Here is an 18,727-nt window from a genome sequence, read left to right on the forward strand (position 1 = left end):
CCCCGACTGTCACGCACCATGCGCTTGAGTCCGGGCACACCTGTCAGTACCGCATCATAGGTCAGCTCCAATCCTTCCTGACCGATATCATCAATATTGGTGAAGCCGACAATATGGGAACTCACCTCACCCGCCGGATAATAACGCTTGTATTCACGTTGCAAGGCAACACCACGAATATTCAGTTGTTTAATCTGGTCGGCAAGTTCCGGCGTAATACGACGTTTCAAATACACAAACTCACGCTGCTGGTTGTCAGCAACTTTGTGGTGAATGGTTTTCGTGCCCAGACCCAGCAGTTTGGCAAGTTGCGGCAGTTTGTCATCCGCTACATCCACATCCTGCGGATTAAGCCATACAGAATGTACCGGTGTGCTGATCGCCAGCGGCTCACCATTACGATCCAGGATCATGCCGCGATGCGCGATTACCGGCACTTTACGCAGATGACGGGCATCGCCCTGATTACGCAGAAAATCAGGGTTCAGCACTTGAATATCGGTCAAGCGCAAGCCCAGACCAACAACCATAACGATAAACATCAGACGCACCAGGTTCAGGCGCCAGAGCCCGACCTGATTAATAGTCTTATGTCTTTTACTCATGGTTTGATCACCACTGTCATATCAGCCCGGGGCACGCTCATGTTCAAACGTAGTCTGGCCTGTTGCTCAACGCGGCTGGGACTGCCCCAGGTGCTTTGCTCCAGCAACAAACGCCCCCATTCCTCATTCAACAGGTCACGTTTTTTCTCCAGTTGCTGCAACTGCACAAATTCGCTGCGGCTCAGATGTTTGCTATAAACCACGGCTACAGAGGACACCATCACCAGCGCCATCACCACCAGCAATGGCGTATCAATACGAATATGCTCAAATAGCAGCTTCAGGTTCATGCCAGCTTCTCCGCGACACGAAGCACAGCACTGCGCGCCCGGGGGTTTGCCGCCACTTCAGCTTCTGTGGCTTTGACGGCTTTACCTATGACTTTCAAACGTGGATTGAGTTGATCGACGGTGACCGGAAAATGCGAGGGCAGATCATCCCCTCTTGCCTGATCACGGAAAAACCGTTTTACAATGCGGTCTTCTAACGAATGAAAACTGATAACTACCAGCCTGCCGCCAACAGCCAAAACATCAAGCGCCTGTTCCAGTGCGGCTGTTAGTTCACCCAGTTCATCATTGATAAAAATACGAATCGCCTGAAACGTGCGTGTAGCAGGGTGTTTATGTTTTTCACGTGAAGGGCTGGCTTTATCAACCAGGTCAGCCAGTTGTTTGGTTGTGGTAATCGGATGCTCGTCACGACTTTCGACAATGGCACGGGCAATACGTTTGCTGTAACGCTCTTCACCCAAAGTTTTCAGCACATCGGCAATTTCCGCCATATCCGCCTTCGCCAGCCACTCCGCAGCACTGATCCCCGCTTCGGGGTTCATGCGCATATCCAGCGGGCCATCTTTGAGGAAACTGAAACCGCGACTGGCATCATCCAGTTGCGGCGAAGACACGCCGATATCCATCAAAATACCTGAAATATCGCCCTGCCAGAGACGGGCATGCACAGCCGTTGCCAGTTCTGAGAATGCGCAATGTTCAATTGAAAAACGGGGATCGGCGGCGGCAAGCTGTTTACCGGTAGCAATCGCTTGCGGATCGCGGTCAAGGCCCAACAAACGTCCCTGGACCGATAACAAAGCCAGAATAGCCTGACTGTGACCGCCACGGCCGAAAGTGGCATCAACATATTTGCCGTCGGCGTTGATAGACAAGGCGGCTAGAGTCTCGTTTAGCAAGACTGGCAGATGTTCCGAGTGGCTCTCAGTCATAATTCCGCCTTATATCGACAGGCTTTCTAATTCAGCCGGTAAAATCTCGTCAAAATCTTCTTCCAGACATTCATCCATGAGTTCATTCCAAGTTTGCTCATTCCAAAGTTCAAACTTGTTACCTTGACCAATCATCACCATGCTTTTATCGAGACCTGCAAACTCACGCAATTTAGCCGGCAATAAAATCCGGCCATTGCCATCCATTTCACATTCGGTGGCATAGCCGAGCAGCATTCTTTTCAGGCGACGGACTTGCGGATTCAGACTGGGGAGTGCGGAAAGTTTTTCCTCGACCAGTTCCCATTCGGGTAGGGGATAAAGCTGCAGACAGTGATCAGAATGATCGATAGTGATAACCAGACGGCCCTCGCAGCAGACGTCCAGATGCTTGCGGAACTTGGCCGGGATAGCCATCCGTCCTTTCGCATCCAGATTGAATGTTGCCACGCCTCGAAACACTTGCCATCCTCAAATAATATGATCCACAAAGATCCACTTTTCCCCACTTGTCGACACTATAGGATTGCAAATACATGAAGTCAAGCATCTAAATCAACAAATTCCTCTTTTTATGACAATGACTTAGAGCCATTTCACAAAAGTGGGAGAAAAGTTTGAGGAGGTATCAGTAAGGACTACTTTTTTATCAAAAAAGTGGCATTGGAAGTTAAAGTAAATTCTAGATAAGAACACTGCATCGCAAAAAATTCAAATGCTGACCCGCATCACAAATGTGAATATCCGGCAAAAACAATTCGGAAAAACAGGAAACAAAATAATCAATACGGCAGGTTCAGTCGGGAAACATACTTCCTCTCTCACTCAGCATGCCGGGGGCTGAATTATACCCACTTTTGAACCAAGATGAGACGCCCCACTCACTTGTTAGCATCAACACCCAAACTAGGGGTCTGCATAAGCCTGGTACGTCCAATTATATAGAATGCTTGCTGAAAACCTTTAAATATTTTTTTAATTCCTGATCTGAATTAAAAATTGTCTTATACTCCTCGATAAGAGCTAATAGTTTATGCAAGATGTTGCTGAAGAAGGCACTATCAACAAAAGCAAAAGGAACTATTTATGCGCCGATTCCTGCATGTGTTCTGTATCGCTCTTGCGTTCTGTCCGGGTCAAGCATTTGCTGCCTGGGATTTCAATATGACCAGTGGTGTAACCAATACCAGTGAAGCGGTATATGGCTTACACATGACAATATTCTATATCTGTCTGGCCATCGCTTTTGTTGTCTTTGGCGTGATGTTCTGGTCCATTTTCCATCACCGCAAATCAAAAGGTGCTGAATCAGCACAATTTCATGAAAGTACTGTTGTAGAGATAATCTGGACTATCATTCCGTTTGTCATTCTTGTTGCAATGGCCGTTCCTGCCACCCTCACACTTATCGACATGTATGACCCCGCTGAATCAGATCTTGATATCCAGGTCACCGGTCATCAATGGAAGTGGCATTACAAATACATTGGGGAAGATATCGATTTTTTCAGTGTGTTAGCTACGCCCTGGGAAGAAGTAGAGAATAAAAAGCAGAAAAGCCCGCACTATCTGCGTGAAGTTGATAATGCGCTTGTGGTACCCATCAACAAAAAAATTCGATTTTTGTTTACTTCCAATGATGTGATCCACGCCTGGTGGGTGCCTGATCTTGCCGTTAAACAAGATGCCATTCCCGGTTTCATTAATGAATCGTGGACCCGTATCAATGAGCCCGGCATTTACCGTGGGCAATGTGCCGAGCTGTGCGGTAAGCATCACGCTTTTATGCCCATTGAAGTGAAAGCAGTCACCGAGCCCGAATATCTGGCATGGCTGCAACAACAAAAAGAAGAAAAAGTGGCGGCAGGGGCTGCAGCACAAAAAGAATGGACCATGGATGATCTGATGACCACCGGTGCGACAGTCTATGAGAAAAACTGTGCGGTATGTCATCAAGCTGACGGATCAGGTGTACCCCCTGCCTTTCCGCCGCTCAATGGCAGCCCTATCGCACAAGGTGACATAGCAGAACATATAAAAATAGTAATGGACGGCAAGCCAGGCACCGCCATGGCCGCATTCGGCAAACAACTGTCTGCTGTAGATATCGCCGCTGTCATTACTTATGAACGCAATAGCTGGGATAACCAAATGGGTGACAAAGTGACGCCTGCCGAAATTCAGGCTGTCATGGATAATCAGTGATCAGAGGTCTTTCTATGTACGCACACGCAGAGACAGCACATCACGGACCGGCCAAAGGATGGACGCGCTGGATTTTCACCACCAATCATAAAGATATTGGCACTTTGTATCTTGTGTTCAGCCTGATCATGTTGTTTATCGGCGGCACGATGGCATTTGTCATCAGGGCGGAATTATTTCAGCCCGGCTTGCAACTGGTTAATCCGGGCTTCTTTAATCAGATGACAACAATGCATGGTCTGATCATGGTGTTTGGCGCTGTGATGCCTGCTTTTGTCGGCTTGGCTAACTGGCAGGTACCTTTGATGATTGGCGCACCCGATATGGCCTTGCCAAGACTGAATAACTGGAGTTTCTGGATTCTGCCTTTTGCTTTCACAATATTGCTATCAACCTTGTTTATGGATGGTGGCGCACCGGACTTTGGCTGGACTTTTTATGCGCCGCTGTCCACTACCTATGCCCCACCAAGCGTGACCTTTTTCATCTTTGCCATCCATATGATGGGTATGTCATCAATCATGGGCGCGATGAATGTCATTGTCACAATATTCAATTTGAGAGCACCGGGCATGGGTTTAATGCAACTGCCCCTGTTTTGCTGGACTTGGCTTATCACCGCATTTTTGCTCATAGCGGTAATGCCGGTATTGGCCGCGGTTGTAACAATGATGTTAATGGATATTCATTTCGGCACCAGCTTCTTCAACGCGGCTGGCGGCGGTGACCCGGTATTATTTCAGCATGTATTCTGGTTTTTTGCCCACCCTGAAGTGTATATCATGGTTTTGCCGGCCTTTGGCGTGATCTCCCAGATTATCCCAACCTTTGCCCGCAAACCGCTTTTCGGTTATCACTCCATGGTCTATGCGACGTTAGCCATTGCCATCTTGTCTTTCGTTGTCTGGGCACACCATATGTTTACCGTTGGCATGCCGCTTGGCGGTGAGCTGTTTTTCATGTACACAACCATGTTAATCGCCGTGCCTACGGGTGTGAAAGTATTCAACTGGGTCAGTACGATGTTCAAAGGCGCCATGACATTTGAAACCCCGATGCTGTTTGCCATTGCTTTTATCGTTTTATTTACCATCGGCGGGTTGTCCGGTTTGATGCTGGCCATCGCACCGGCTGACTTCCAATATCAGGATACCTATTTTGTAGTGGCACATTTCCACTATGTGCTGGTACCGGGCTCTGTGTTCGGCATCATCGCGGGAGTCTATTACTGGCTGCCCAAGTGGTGCGGCAAAATGTATGACGAAACGCTAGGGCAGGTGCATTTCTGGTTATCTTTTATCGGCGTCAATCTGACCTTTTTCCCCATGCATTTTGTCGGTCTTGCGGGCATGCCGAGACGCATTCCGGACTACGCCCTGCAGTTTGCTGATTTTAATATGATGACCAGTATCGGGGCTTTCTTGTTCGGCACCACCCAGTTGCTGTTTGTCTACAACATCATCAAGACCATTCGCAACGGCAAAAAAGCAGAACAACTGCCTTGGGAAGGCGCAAAAGGTCTTGAGTGGACAGTGCCGACACCGGCGCCTTATCACACCTTCACCACGCCACCGACGATGAGTGAGAAATGAAACTGTCTTTGAAACCCACTTCACCGGCAGGTTTAATTGCCATTGTGTTGCTGATGTTTGCATTCGGTTTCATGCTGGTGCCGCTTTATGACGTGTTTTGTGAAGTGACCGGTTTGAATGGCAAAACCAGCGGGCCGTATCAAGGGGAAGTAACAGCAACGGCTGTTGGCGACAAGAACCGAACCATAAAAGTGCAATTTGTAGCCAACCGTAATGCCAACCTGCCTTGGCATTTTTCGCCACAACAGGAGGAAATCGAACTTGCTGTCGGCGAGAGAAAACAGACCTCGTTTCAGGTAATTAACACTTACGATACTGCCGTTGTCGCCCAGGCGATACCAAGTGTATCGCCCGCACTAGCGGCAGACTATTTACATAAAATTGAATGTTTCTGTTTTCAGCAACAGCCATTGAAGCCGGGTGAAGGAAAAAGTTTTCCGCTGGTATTTTTTATCGATCCGGAACTGCCGAAAAATATCAGCAAATTAACGTTATCTTATACCTTGTTTGATATTACCAACTCACAAACTGCCGGCAGGTAAATAATGCCAGAATAGAAACCATCTTAAACAGCGAGCACAGTATCGGCAAAACTAGCAGGAGTAGCGCAAGGATGCAGCGTTTACGAAGCTAAAGATGTAATTCCGAGATGGTTTGCAGGCGAGTAAGGGGGAACAAGTAATGGAGCATTCACCACAAGCGTATTACGTCCCGGCGCAAAGCCACTGGCCCATTATTGGCGCGGTCGGATTATTTTTCACATTCGGCGGGGCCGGCTTGTTCCTGCATAGTTTACAGCAAGGCCAGCCCAGTCTGTTCGGTCAAATCATACTCTTTTCAGGCGTGTTGATTATGGCGGGCATGTTGTTTGGCTGGTTCGCCACCGTTATTGCTGAAGGCCGTAAAGGCTTATATTCACCACAACTGGATCTGTCATTTCGTTTCGGCATGTCCTGGTTTATTTTTTCTGAAGTCATGTTCTTTTTTGCCTTTTTCGGCGCTTTGTTCTATGTCCGTGTTTTTGCCGTGCCCTGGCTGGGCGGCGAAGGCGATAAAGGACTATCCAACATGCTGTGGCCGGATTTCAACGCGGCCTGGCCATTGCTGCATGCACCCGATACCGGGCAATTCACACCCATTAAGGACATCATCGATCCCTGGCATGTACCGGTGATCAATACCGTCTTGCTGGTTACATCAAGTGTGACCTTGGTTATTGCGCATAAGGCGCTTAAACAAGGTAAACGCAACATGATAAAGCTATGGCTGGGTATTACTGTCGTGCTTGGCGTGAGCTTCCTCGGTCTACAGATGACTGAATATGCCGAGGCCTATAAACATCTTGATTTAAAACTAAGTTCAGGCATTTATGGCGCCACTTTTTTTCTGCTGACCGGCTTTCATGCGGCACATGTGACGATTGGCAGTATTATTTTATTTGTTTTGCTGTACAGGGTCTTCAAGGGCCATTTCACCCAAGAAAACCACTTTGCTTTTGAAGCAGGTTCCTGGTATTGGCACTTTGTAGATGTTGTCTGGATATTGTTATTTACACTGGTTTATCTGGTTTAATAAAACCCGGTAGTGAATATATTAATTTTTTAATGGAGTCAGCATCAGAGAGGATTGTGGTGACAAATAATCGCGTTATATGGTCATGTTTTGGTTGGAAAATATCAGTACATGTAGCCTATTTTGTGTTTGTTTGCTGCGCCATGGTTTTATGTCTCTCATTAGCCTACTGGCAGTGGCAGCGTGCCCAGGCTGCGGATTTACGTTACAGCCATTACCTAAAACAATCGTCACAGCCGGCTTCCCCATTATCAGATTCGCCACAGGACTACCAAAAGGTATCGATAGCCGGCGAGATCAAAAAACTTTTTTTCCTTGATAATCAAATATATCAAGGTTCCGCCGGACGGCATGTATTGGCGGCAGTACAAACTAATCAATCCCTGCTGTTGGTCAATTTGGGCTGGCAACCCAAACAAGCCCAATTCACTTTACAGGATGAACTTCCTCAATATATTGCAGTGCAAGGTTTAATAAAAAAACCGCAGCCCGGGTTTATGTTGCAGGCTGCCGACCAGGATCCAGTCTGGCCTCAAGTTATGCAGCAGGTTCAAATACCGTTATTAAATGACTATTACGGTTACCAGCTATCCCCTTTCGTTTTACATACTGAAGCACCCGTTGCCGGTTTAATACCGGTACCTTTAACAATGGAAAATAAATATCCCATGCATTTGGGTTATGCCATTCAGTGGTTGCTGATTGCTGGTGCCTGTCTTTTCGGTTTTATCTATGTTTGTCAACGAGAGCAAAAAGAAAATGAATAAGAAAGCGTGGTTGTTTAAAGCCATTTGGCTCATCACTCTACTGCCTTTAGTCATTGCCTGGCTAATGGCCTACTCTGGTATCGGCTTGCCGCCGTCCACCAAAAATAACGGTATGTTAATGCCTGCCGGCATCCAGGTTCCGACAAACTTAACTGATATACAACAGGGCAAATGGGGGTTGTTAGTGGTCAGTGATACCTGCGATGAGCAATGTCAGCAGCAAGTCTACCGTATGCAGCAATTACACAAGTCGATGGGCCAGCACTATGACCGGCTTCAGTCAATTTGGTTATCTGCTGAGGGCCAGTCTGAAATCAACGACTTGACTGTAGATATTGACTTTACGCAAGTGCACAAAATAAATAATAACGCACTATTCCGTTGGTTTAACCAGCAGGCATTAGCCTGGCAGGATCAGAGTATCTGGTTGATTGACCCCAATGGCATATTAGTGATGCGCTTCCAGCCGGAGTTAACAGGCAAACAGATGATGGCAGACATAAACTGGCTGCTAAAAGCATCAAGAATTGGATAAAACACTGTTTCAGGCACGCAGGCAAAAAATGACTAACAAGTTATGCAAACTGGCTCTGGTAATGGCGCTGATGGTGGTGACATTGGGGGCGTTAACACGTCTGCTTGATGCCGGCTTAGGCTGCCCTGACTGGCCGGGTTGTTATGGGCAGTTAACACCACCAAACAGTGAGCAATATTCAGGGACCGCTGTGGTCGACCAGGGCAAAGCTTGGATGGAAATGACGCATCGTTATATTGCGGGTGCCTTGGGGCTGTTGATACTGATTATCGCAGTCAGAATCGAAATAAATAAAACCTTACCAGCCAATATCAGATGGCTAAGCCGCGCTTTGTTTTTACTGGTTGTTGTGCAGGGTTTGTTTGGTATGCTGACCGTGACCATGCAATTATTACCACAGATAGTGACTTTACATTTGCTGGGTGGCATGACCGTATTAGCCTTGTTGTTTTTATTAATGCTGCAGTTGCAATCCGCTAAATCTGTGTCAACCGCAAAAAACCTGAAAACATTGGCCCTGACGGTATTAATTTTGCTGAGCTGTCAGATCGCCCTGGGCGGATGGACCAGTAGTAATTATGCCGGACTGGCATGCCCCGACTTTCCTACCTGCCAAAATCAATGGCTGCCTGAGATGGCGCTGACGGAAGCCTTTAACATTACGGAAATAAGCGATCTCAATTATGAAGGTGGCCTGTTGACTGCTCAAGCAAGAGTAACAATACAAGTCGTTCACCGTTTATTCGCTTTCGTTTTGTTTGTCAGTATCCTGGCGCTGTTTTTACGCTTATGGCAGTTGCCACAAATCAGATTTCCGGCAGCCTTACTGCTGGGTTTGACTTTATTACAGCTGAGTCTCGGTATTGCCAATGCCGTGCTGTTACTGCCCTTGCCACTTGCGTTAGCACACAATACTGGCGCAGCATTGTTATTGTTAAGTATGGTTTATATTAATTACGTTTCATTTGCAAAAATGAATACAAGCGGCCATTAAACAAAATACCTACATCAATCAATGGATAAGGTGATGTGATGCAAGAGTCAATAGGTTTAATCAATCCTTCAACCAAGGCGAACTGGAAAGACTATCTGGCATTATGCAAACCTAAAGTCGTCTTGCTGATGTTGATCACGGCTTTAGTCGGCGCCTTTGTGGCGACCCCTGGCTGGCCCGATCTGTTGCAATTGAACCTAGCCTTGTTGGGGATTGGTGCTTGTGCCGCCAGTGGCGCCGCCATTAACCATATTATCGATCACCGTCTCGATGCCAAAATGGCCAGAACCAAAAATCGGCCCATCGTCAAAGGCCTCGTCACTCCTTTGCAGGCCTTATTCTTCGCATGTGTATTAGCCATCTTGGGGCTTAGCTTATTATGGTATCGCGTTAACCCCACCACTGCCTGGTTAACCCTGTTTTCCTTGATAGGTTATGCCGTCATTTACACTTGGTTTTTAAAACGGGCCACCCCACAAAATATCACCATCGGTGGCCTGGCCGGCGCCATGCCACCCCTATTGGGCTGGACAGCCGTGACCGGGCAGATAGAGCCCAATGCATTGTTATTAGTGCTCATCATATTTGTATGGACACCTCCGCATTTTTGGGCGCTGGCGCTGCATAGAAAGGATGAATATGCAAAAGCGGATATTCCCATGTTACCGGTCACACACGGTGAACAATACACCCGTATACACATAACGTTGTACAGCATGTTGCTGTTTGCGAGCACATTGCTACCGTTTGTTTCAGGGATGAGCGGTTTATTGTACTTATCAGGTGTCTTGGTGCTTAATGCGCGTCAATTTTGGCTGCTAAAGCAACTATTTGACGTCACCAACACTCATGCACCCTACCAATTATTTAAATATTCAATTCAGTATTTGTTCTGGTTATTCCTGCTGATTCTTATTGATCACACCGTAATCAGCTCCATGCTATAACGTTTCATAAGTCACTTGAACATCCTGGTAAAAGGGCATAAAGTGAAATTGAACAGCCCGATCCTTATGTTAGTTATTGATTAACAACCCAATTAAGGAGTCTGCTATGTATACACATCACCATCATCATTTCTGGGGTTTGTTTTCGGTTCCACGTGTCGAGTGGAAATCTATCAGCGAAGAAAAGGATGATCTCATTCAATTTGGCCTTGCGCGGCTGAGCATTCTGGCAGCCGTACCTGCCATATCGTTCCTTATCGGCATCACGCTGCTGGGCTGGAGTTTATCCGGTGCTGAGTATCATAAAGTGGCTGTAGCTGACGCTGTTCCAATGGCTATTACGTTTTATCTGCTCATCGGCATCTTTACCTTATTGATGGGCTATTTCACCTTTTCAATGGAAAGAGCCTTTGGAACCGAAGCCAGCTTCGGACGCTGCTTGGTATTCGTGACCTACACTGCTACACCCATGTATATGGCCGGTTTAGTTGGTTTTGTCCCTATTGTATGGCTGTGCATGATAGTGCTGATGGCGGCCGTTGCCTACAGCTTATATCTGTTATACGTCGGCATACCGATATATATGAACATACCTGAAGGCAAAGGCTTTATCGTCTCGACCTCTATTATCTCTGCCGGACTTTGCCTGCTGGTGATATTCAATGTCGCCACGGTGATTATCTGGAGCATGGTGGTCGTATAACACTGCTATTTTGTGAATTAAATAGTGCTTAAATTCAAGCTTCAGCCCGTATGTTATCGCTGCTCCGATAACATATGGGCCGAGCTTTTGGTCTAGGGCACGGATTCCAGTACTATGCGGATCTCTCCATAGGAATAGTTATCCCCCAAGGCTTCCTTGAGGACTTTAAGGCTATCACGGCCCAATCGGGCCTCAGCCTGTTTAATGTCGTCAATTTTTTCCTGTGCCACCAGATCGGTCACCGCCAGTTGCTTCTGTCTAACAAAGTGGGCCAGATGATTTTCTATGGTGCTGATGGCCAGGCCGCGACGTTGAGCGATTTCATTTATGCCCAGGCCCTGTAAATACAAATCGTAACTGGCTTGCTTGGTATCTTGCTTAACAGGCTTGGTGCCGGCAGCGGCCCGCTGCCCTATTTCTGTGTTGGCCTGGATTTGATGCTCATGGCAGTAATCCGCCACCAGTTTGAGGATAGGCTCGCCGTACTTTTCCACTGTAGCGGGACCGACTTTGTGGATTTGCAGCAAAGCTGTTTCGGTAGCCGGCAATGCATTGACAATCTGCAACAGGACCTGTTGGTGCAAAATGCGGAAATGGGCAACCTCTTCCGTCTGTGCCTGCCGGGCCCGCCACTCTTTGAGTCTTTGGAACAGCTCTGGGTGTTGCAGGCCGGACATGGACAGTTCGTCGGCCCGTTTTTTAACTTGTGGCTTGGTTTGATTGTCGATTTGCGCCCGCGCAATGGCGTTGAGGTAATTGCCGGTAACAAAGCCATCAGTGCAACTGGCCAAGGCAGCCTGCTTGACCGCCAGCAATTGCTGTAGCGAATCCAGCGCATTGTTAAGTTGTTTTTTTATCGTTTTGTTGTCCGTTTCGAAAGCAAATGCTGTTAGCCACGGGATCAGACCGGCCTGAAGTTTTTCGCTAAAATAGCTACTGGCTTTCTGCACCCGCGCCTGGATCCGGGCATCTTCCTGCGGTTCTGGATCCGGCTGGAACAAGGACTGTAGCTGGCATGAAAATTTATCCGCTACAGCGATTACATCCTTAAATGTTTGTTCACTGATCCCGGCCAGGTTTTCCATGTCAACTCCCTGAATAAGATGCCGGTGTTCAATCAGTAACCCGGCCAATTTTTTCAAGCTATGGCCCAAAGCTTGGTAATCGAAGCACTCGAGCAACAGCCGTTGTTGATAACTGACTTTTGCCTGCAGCAAGTTCTGTTTATCGGGCGGATTTTGCTGGTTGTGCATTACAAACTGCGTGACCATGTCATCAGTCAACACTGCGTCGGCGGTTAAAGGGGAAGACAGCACCATACCCTCAAGGCTTTTACAGCGGCTCAACGCCACATAGATCTGACCATGGGAAAAAGCCGCCTGGCCGTCAATAATGGCCCGCTCAAAGGTCAGGCCCTGGCTTTTATGAATAGTAATAGCCCAGGCCGGACGCAAGGGCACCTGGCTAAAGCTGCCCACCACCTGCTCGGTAATCTGTTGGCTATCAGGCTCCAGGCTGTATTTGATATTTTCCCAGGTGACCGGACCCACCAGAATATCTTCTCTATCTCCCGGGCAGTGTACCCGGATCTTTTCCTGATCCAGCTCGGTGATGATCCCCGTCTTGCCGTTAAAGTAGCGTTTTTCGCCAGCGCCGTCGTTACGCACAAACATCACTTGCGCCCCCTGTTTCAGGAGCAACTGTTCGGCGGTCGGGTAACTGTGCTCGGGGTAATCCCCTTCAATGCGGGCCTGATAGGAAAAAGCTTTGGACTTTAAGGTGGCCAACTGACGGTTATTAATGCTGTCGGCACTGCGGTTGTGAGTGGTAAGGGTGATATATTTCTCGTCCTCTACGGGCTGAAAGTCAGGCTGGTAGCGGGCGTTCAATAAGCCTAATGTGGTTTGATCCAGCTGGTTGTCGCGGACCCGGTTCAGCAACCCAATAAACTGCGGGTCGGACTGGCGGTAAACCTGTTGCAACTCAATGGTCACCCATGTCGTTTGTTGCAGCGCCCTGCTGCTGAAAAAATAACAGGAGTCGTACCAGGGCTGCAGCAGAGTCCAATCATCTTCTTTCACCACGGGAGCAAGCTGATGCAAATCGCCAATCATCAGCAACTGCACGCCACCAAAAGGCAGGTCGCGGCGCCGATAGCGGCGCAGCACGGCATCGACATGATCCAGCAGATCGGCCCGCACCATACTGATTTCATCGATTACCAGCAGATTCAGGCTTCTGATAATATTGATCTTTTCTTTGCTGAGACGGTGCTGCTGGAGCATGTCGCTACTGGGCACATAAGGGCCAAACGGCAACTGAAAAAACGAATGTAACGTTACTCCACCAGCGTTGATGGCGGCTACACCGGTAGGGGCGGTGATCATCATCCGCTTAGGACTGTGTTCTTTAAGGTGGTGCAGAAAGGTGGTTTTGCCGGTGCCGGCCTTGCCGGTCAGAAAAAGGTGCTGGCCGGTATATTGGATAAAATCCTGCGCCAGCTGCAATTCCGGGTTGGGGTGTTCCTGGGTGGCCGTATTCATAGCTGTCATCCTTGTTCAGCATGTATGGGCAAACACAACGATAGCATGTAAGTGTCGTTTACAACACTTCGATCACGGGGACCATACCCAATCAACTTCAAAATGGTAGTGTCAGAGCCATTTTGAAGTTGATTGGGTATATTGATAAACAATAACATCTACATCGGGTTCAGTTTTTAAAATGGAAGCCCCATTATAAAAAACACCTTCCCTTTCCCCATATTGTTATCACATGCGATAAAGAAAAATAAAAACGAGATGACCGATAAGCCGGGTTCTGTCGTGGACAATCATTCATCTGGGACAGATGTCACCATCTGCCTCAAGCAACCTACCCAGGAACAGTGCGGGTCGCACATGTCTGCCGAAGCAAACGTTCCTCTATTTGGTCTTGCTCCAAGTGGGGTTTACCATGCCACTTCTGTTACCAGAAGCGCGGTGCGCTCTTACCGCACCCTTTCACCCTTACCCGGTTCCGAAGAATCGGGCGGTTTACTTTCTGTTGCACTGGCCGTAGGCTCGCGCCTCCCAGGAATTACCTGGCACCTTACCCTGTGGAGCCCGGACTTTCCTCACCTGTTATGATTAACAGGCGCGATTGTCTGGTCATCTCCCCACTATTCTACCCAAGCCTGATTATTTCTGCTGGAGTTTCAATGCAAGCTGGTAAGCCTGATTTTTACCCATGCCAGTCAATGCCGCTGCCATCGCTGCTGATTTTTTGACAGGTAACTCAGCCAGTAACAGTTCAAGCACCCGTTGCAACTCCTGCTCATCGACTGCCGCCGCTGTACTGGCTCCCTCCACCAACACCACACATTCACCGCGTTGCTGATTATCATCCTGGTTGACCCAGTCTCTCAGTTCTGCCAGCGGCCGGGTCTCAATTGTTTCGTGGATTTTAGTTAATTCACGTGCAAGGCAGGCTTTGCGCTCTGCCCCGAAAATATCACTTAGATCACTGAGCGTGTCGGATAAACGCCGCGGACTATCATAAAAAATCAAGGTGCGTGTTTCATTGGTCAGTTGCTGCAGAAACTGTCTCCGTGCAGATGCTTTCGCCGGTAAAAAGCCTTCAAAAGCAAAACGATCTGAAGCCAGACCGGAGGCTGACAACGCAGCAATCAAAGCACAACTGCCGGGTACCGGCACTACCTTGATGCCCTGTTGCCTGACCAGACTCACCAATCGATAACCCGGATCACTGATAAGTGGTGTGCCGGCATCACTTATCAAGGCAACGGAGTCACCTGACAAAAGGCGTTGCAGCAACATTTCACTACGTTGTTGTTCATTGTGTTCATGCAAAGACACAGTAGGTGTTTTGATCGCATAATGCTGCAACAAATATTTGCTATGCCGGGTATCTTCCGCCGCAATAACATCAACCTGTTGCAATACTTCAACGGCACGATAAGAGAAATCAGACAGATTACCGATTGGCGTAGCGACAATGAACAGCTGACCTTGTTGTGAAACAGTCACCATTTCTCCCTATTAAAAATTGCTGGTTGTGGTCGTAATATACGCGAACAGGTAAGATGATGCCTCCAATGATAAATTTACAGACTTCAGATATGAGCTCAAAGCGCTTCTTGCTGTTACCGGCTATTATTCTCCTGTTGCTTACCGCTTGTCAGCCTATTCAGGACCCCCTCACCCGGCCAGACCGCACAGAAATCGAAACGGTACCCGCTGAACAAGCGGGAGACTTCCAGCAGGCTGCGCAACAGTACCTGGAACTGGCGAATAAGAACAAAGGCGAAAAGCAGGCGCTGTATTATTTACGTGCAGCCAAACTGTTCTGGCAGCTCGAGCAAGCAGACGAGAGCAAACAGGCTCTGGCAAAAGTCGATAACAGCATTTTGGCAAAAGCTTATAAGTTTGATGCTGCCATTCTGAGTGCTCATATCGCTGTCTATGGAAAACAAGGTGAGGCCGCCCTTAAAGCACTGGCAGATATCGACGAAAAAGCCCTGTCTGCAGCCAACAGGCAACAGTTGTTCGAGGTCAGAATACAAGCGTACGCCTTAACTGAAAACTGGCTGGAAAAAGCTTATACCCATCTGCAACTGAATCGCATACTAGCCGATCCTGAAGCTATTTCAAAAAACCGGAAGGCCCTGTGGCAGACATTGATGCGGATGACACCGCAAGTACTGGATTTATTTAATCCCGGTGTACCGCCTGCAGAAGATAGTGGCTGGTTTGCATTAGCTTATGCTATCAAGGCCTACCAGGCTAATCCGGAAGCCTTGGAAGTCGCACTGGAAGACTGGCGTCGCAGTTATCCTAACCACCCGGCCGATCCGGCTTTATATGAGAAAGTGTTAAGCAGCGGAATCCGCTTGCCACAGCAAATCGGCGATATTGCGGTTTTACTGCCCGCCTCAGGGCCTTATGTTGAGGCGGCAAAAGCCATTAAGGAAGGTATCATCGCGGCACATTACGCCAGTGGTTCATCCAGCCGGCTGCATTTTCTGGATATTGACATCGATAACGTGACCGGACGCAGTAACGTGGTCCAGCAGTATCAACAGGCTCTGGCTCGCAATGCCAGCATTGTCATCGGCCCATTACAAAAACAATCTGTAGACGAACTCAGTACTACCAGTGATTTACCGATTCCCGTATTAGCTTTGAACCGAATCGATAACCGGCTCAGTCGCCCCAACCTGTTTCAGTTTGGTTTAGCGCCGGAGGATGATGCCATTGCCTCGGCTAATTACGCTAGTGAAAAAGGTTATCAACGCGCCGTTATTCTGGCGCCACGCAGTGATTGGGGCGACAGGGTCGCAACCGCATTTGCCCAGCATTGGCAACAAAACGGCGGCAGTCTGCTTTATCGTGCTACGTACAACGAGCAAGACAATGATTTTACCAGTACGTTGATTCCGCTGATGGGGCTGGATGACAGTAAACAGCGATACCAGGCCCTCAAAAGTACCGTGGGTCGTTCCATGGATTTTGAACCCCGGCGGCGGCAGGATATTGACTTTATATTTCTGGTAGCAAGGCCCCTGAAGGCACGACAACTGGTGCCACAGTTGAAATTTCATCGTTCCGGTCAATTACCGATTATCGCCACATCGCATGCTTATACAGGACAGCCCGATGCGCAGCAGGATATCGATCTGAATGAATTGATTATTACTGATATTCCCTGGATGTTTGCGGACATGGCCAGCCAGGATCCCGCTTATCGTGCATTACAACAACAGGCTTCCAGGAACTTCGGCAGCCTGCTCAGACTATATGCCATGGGAGCCGATGCCTATCGCCTGATTCCGGAGCTGAATGTACTGAGTCGTGATCCTGCAATGCATTATGATGGCGCAACCGGTCAATTATCGATTAATGCGCTGGGACAAATTGAACGTGACATGCCCTGGGCCAGATTCAATCAAGGCCAATTAGAGCGCATCGAATAAACAGGCCCTAGCTAGCTATGTCAGCCAGGGAGCAAGGCAAACAGGTAGAACAGCAGGTCTGCAGGTTCCTGCAAAAACAAGGGATGCAACTCATCACACGGAATTATCATAGCCGGGGTGGTGAAATAGATCTGATTATGCAGGACAGGCAGACGCTGGTTTTTATTGAAGTTCGGTTTCGCAAAAGCCGGACATTCGGCTCGGCACTGGAAAGTGTAAATAAAATCAAACAGTCGCGGATTATCCACACCGCCGAGCACTACCTGCAGCGTCATCCAGTGTCTCAAGATGCCTGCCGGTTCGATGTCGTTGCAGTTAGTCCCACAGCGTCGGGACATTATGATTTCCAATGGATAAAAGATGCCTTTCAGAATCATTAAAGACTGGCCATCTTATAAACAAGTATCACGGGTATAATTGACGGGCCTGAGCCCACCAGAATTTGAAGGATTCTATTTATGTCTAAAATGAAAAAATTTGCTTGTCTGCTTTTGCCGCTACTGTTACTCCAGGGCTGCGCCGCAGCAGTGGTATCAGGGGCAGCGACAGGGGCCGGCGTCGCTTATGACCGCCGTTCTACCGGCACGGTCATTGATGATCAGGGTATTGAGTTCAAAGCCGCTTACGCTTTGTTTAATAACAAGGAAATCTACGACCAGAGCCATATCAATGTAACCAGCTACAATGGTATTGTCCTCATCACCGGTGAAACACCGAGTGAATCACTGAAACAGAAAGTAACCGCTGAGATTAAAAAACTCGGCAAAGTCCGCCGTATCCATAACGAACTGGCTATCGCCGCTCCCAGCGCTTTACCCTCTCGCAGCAGTGATGCCTGGATCACTTCCAAAATCAAGGCCAAAATGACCACAGATGAACAGAGCGACCCGTTCCATGTCAAAGTCGTTACTGAGCGTGGTGTGGTTTACCTGATGGGGTTGGTCAGCCATGCGGAAGCCGACAGGGCAGTCAGCATCGTTAAAAACTCCGCCGGCGTGCAACGTGTCGTCAAAATCTTTGAATACACCGACTGATTGAATAACTACCGGGCTCCTGGCATACAGGAGTCCGCCATTTCAAAATGGTTTCACCACCGCCAGCATCACCACGGCCAGCAAGATCACCACTGGCAATTCATTAAACCAGCGATAAAACCGATGACTGCGCTGATTATTATCGGTAGCAAAGCGTTTCAGCATGCGTCCGCACATGCCGTGATAGACAAATAACAGCAATACCAGTGTCAACTTCGCATGCAACCAGTGCATGGTGGCAATCTGTTCCAGAGAATAGAAACTCAACAACCAGATGCCAAATACCAATGTCAGAATCGCGCTAGGTGTCATGATGCCACGGTAAAGCTTGCGTTCCATAATTTTAAAACGGGCGTTGCCCGCCTCATCCTCACACATGGCGTGATAGACAAACAGTCTGGGCAGGTAGAATAAAGCCGAAAACCAGGTGACGACAAAAATAATATGAAACGCTTTTACCCATAGCATGTTGCTTTACTCCCTGATACAAAACAGTTATACCGAAACAACCTGGAAAAACATGGGCTCCCCGCAGAGCGGGGACGATAAGCTACCTTCTTCTTTGTTATAACAT

General features: G+C 48.2%; 18 protein-coding genes, 1 other RNA gene and 1 pseudogene. 12 read left to right on the top strand and 8 right to left on the bottom strand.

Annotated elements, in window-relative coordinates; all coding sequences use genetic code 11:
• The 4 genes and pseudogenes from OMP95_RS05020 to mraZ all read right to left on the bottom strand — a co-directional run.
• Nucleotides 1-605 (bottom strand): annotated as a pseudogene (locus tag OMP95_RS05020) (penicillin-binding protein 2); the annotation flags it as partial.
• A complete protein-coding gene (ftsL, locus tag OMP95_RS05025) occupies nt 602-895 on the bottom strand; it encodes a cell division protein FtsL (protein ID WP_266326599.1) in 294 nt (97 codons plus the stop codon). The pseudogene OMP95_RS05020 and the gene ftsL, both read right to left, overlap by 4 nt.
• Complete coding sequence (rsmH, locus tag OMP95_RS05030) at nt 892-1,830, bottom strand: 16S rRNA (cytosine(1402)-N(4))-methyltransferase RsmH (RefSeq protein WP_266326601.1); 939 nt, start codon at nt 1,828-1,830, stop codon at nt 892-894. The genes ftsL and rsmH overlap by 4 nt, the downstream gene beginning before the upstream one ends.
• 9 nt (nt 1,831-1,839) lie before the next feature.
• Entirely contained in the window at nt 1,840-2,280 is a 441-nt protein-coding gene (gene mraZ / locus OMP95_RS05035; RefSeq protein WP_266326603.1) for a division/cell wall cluster transcriptional repressor MraZ, read from the bottom strand.
• 636 nt (nt 2,281-2,916) lie between these two features.
• On the opposite strand from mraZ, the gene coxB reads away from it, so the two are divergent.
• From coxB to OMP95_RS05080, 9 genes are all read left to right on the top strand, one after another.
• Nucleotides 2,917-4,035 (top strand): cytochrome c oxidase subunit II, encoded by a 1,119-nt coding sequence (gene coxB / locus OMP95_RS05040; RefSeq protein WP_266326605.1) that lies wholly within the window; start codon nt 2,917-2,919, stop codon nt 4,033-4,035.
• A 14-nt stretch (nt 4,036-4,049) separates the two neighbouring features.
• Nucleotides 4,050-5,627, top strand: coding sequence for a cytochrome c oxidase subunit I (gene ctaD / locus OMP95_RS05045; protein ID WP_266326607.1), 1,578 nt, complete (start codon nt 4,050-4,052; stop codon nt 5,625-5,627).
• A complete protein-coding gene (locus OMP95_RS05050) occupies nt 5,624-6,169 on the top strand; it encodes a cytochrome c oxidase assembly protein (RefSeq protein WP_266326609.1) in 546 nt (181 codons plus the stop codon). Before ctaD ends, OMP95_RS05050 begins: the two co-directional genes overlap by 4 nt.
• A 139-nt stretch (nt 6,170-6,308) precedes the next feature.
• Complete coding sequence (locus OMP95_RS05055) at nt 6,309-7,199, top strand: cytochrome c oxidase subunit 3 (protein ID WP_266326611.1); 891 nt, start codon at nt 6,309-6,311, stop codon at nt 7,197-7,199.
• Nucleotides 7,142-7,966, top strand: coding sequence for an SURF1 family protein (locus OMP95_RS05060; RefSeq protein WP_266326613.1), 825 nt, complete (start codon nt 7,142-7,144; stop codon nt 7,964-7,966). Before OMP95_RS05055 ends, OMP95_RS05060 begins: the two co-directional genes overlap by 58 nt.
• Entirely contained in the window at nt 7,959-8,501 is a 543-nt protein-coding gene (locus OMP95_RS05065) for a hypothetical protein (RefSeq protein WP_266326615.1), read from the top strand. Before OMP95_RS05060 ends, OMP95_RS05065 begins: the two co-directional genes overlap by 8 nt.
• Before the next feature lie 28 nt (nt 8,502-8,529).
• Nucleotides 8,530-9,495, top strand: coding sequence for a COX15/CtaA family protein (locus OMP95_RS05070; RefSeq protein ID WP_266326617.1), 966 nt, complete (start codon nt 8,530-8,532; stop codon nt 9,493-9,495).
• Between the two features lie 38 nt (nt 9,496-9,533).
• A complete protein-coding gene (cyoE, locus tag OMP95_RS05075; RefSeq protein ID WP_266326619.1) occupies nt 9,534-10,442 on the top strand; it encodes a heme o synthase in 909 nt (302 codons plus the stop codon).
• A 106-nt stretch (nt 10,443-10,548) separates the two neighbouring features.
• Nucleotides 10,549-11,145, top strand: a complete 597-nt coding sequence (locus OMP95_RS05080; protein ID WP_266326621.1) for a Yip1 family protein — start codon at nt 10,549-10,551, stop codon at nt 11,143-11,145.
• A gap of 92 nt (nt 11,146-11,237) precedes the next feature.
• On the opposite strand, the gene OMP95_RS05085 is transcribed toward OMP95_RS05080, so the two are convergent.
• The 3 genes from OMP95_RS05085 to rsmI all read right to left on the bottom strand — a co-directional run bounded on the left by OMP95_RS05085 (nt 11,238) and on the right by rsmI (nt 15,176).
• Nucleotides 11,238-13,688 carry a helix-turn-helix domain-containing protein gene (locus OMP95_RS05085; RefSeq protein ID WP_266326623.1) on the bottom strand — a complete coding sequence of 817 codons (2,451 nt, stop codon included), beginning with the start codon at nt 13,686-13,688 and terminating at the stop codon, nt 11,238-11,240.
• 250 nt (nt 13,689-13,938) lie between these two features.
• An RNA gene (gene rnpB, locus OMP95_RS05090) (RNase P RNA component class A) lies at nt 13,939-14,302 on the bottom strand.
• A gap of 22 nt (nt 14,303-14,324) precedes the next feature.
• The gene (gene rsmI / locus OMP95_RS05095; protein ID WP_266326625.1) at nt 14,325-15,176 is read right to left on the bottom strand and encodes a 16S rRNA (cytidine(1402)-2'-O)-methyltransferase; all 852 of its coding nucleotides are present in this window, start codon (nt 15,174-15,176) and stop codon (nt 14,325-14,327) included.
• A gap of 89 nt (nt 15,177-15,265) precedes the next feature.
• On the opposite strand from rsmI, the gene OMP95_RS05100 reads away from it, so the two are divergent.
• The 3 genes from OMP95_RS05100 (at nt 15,266) to OMP95_RS05110 (ending at nt 18,153) form a co-directional block, all read left to right on the top strand.
• The gene (locus OMP95_RS05100; protein WP_266326627.1) at nt 15,266-17,119 is read left to right on the top strand and encodes a penicillin-binding protein activator; all 1,854 of its coding nucleotides are present in this window, start codon (nt 15,266-15,268) and stop codon (nt 17,117-17,119) included.
• A 17-nt stretch (nt 17,120-17,136) separates the two neighbouring features.
• Entirely contained in the window at nt 17,137-17,499 is a 363-nt protein-coding gene (locus OMP95_RS05105; protein WP_266326629.1) for a YraN family protein, read from the top strand.
• A gap of 78 nt (nt 17,500-17,577) precedes the next feature.
• Nucleotides 17,578-18,153, top strand: a complete 576-nt coding sequence (locus tag OMP95_RS05110; RefSeq protein WP_266326631.1) for a BON domain-containing protein — start codon at nt 17,578-17,580, stop codon at nt 18,151-18,153.
• A gap of 42 nt (nt 18,154-18,195) precedes the next feature.
• Here the strand turns inward: OMP95_RS05110 and hemJ are convergent, their stop codons facing one another.
• A complete protein-coding gene (gene hemJ / locus OMP95_RS05115) occupies nt 18,196-18,621 on the bottom strand; it encodes a protoporphyrinogen oxidase HemJ (RefSeq protein WP_266326633.1) in 426 nt (141 codons plus the stop codon).
• Between the last annotated feature and the right edge of the window lie 106 nt (nt 18,622-18,727).

The sequence above is a fragment of the Methylophaga sp. OBS4 genome, from assembly GCF_026319305.1.
Lineage (GTDB): Bacteria > Pseudomonadota > Gammaproteobacteria > Nitrosococcales > Methylophagaceae > Methylophaga.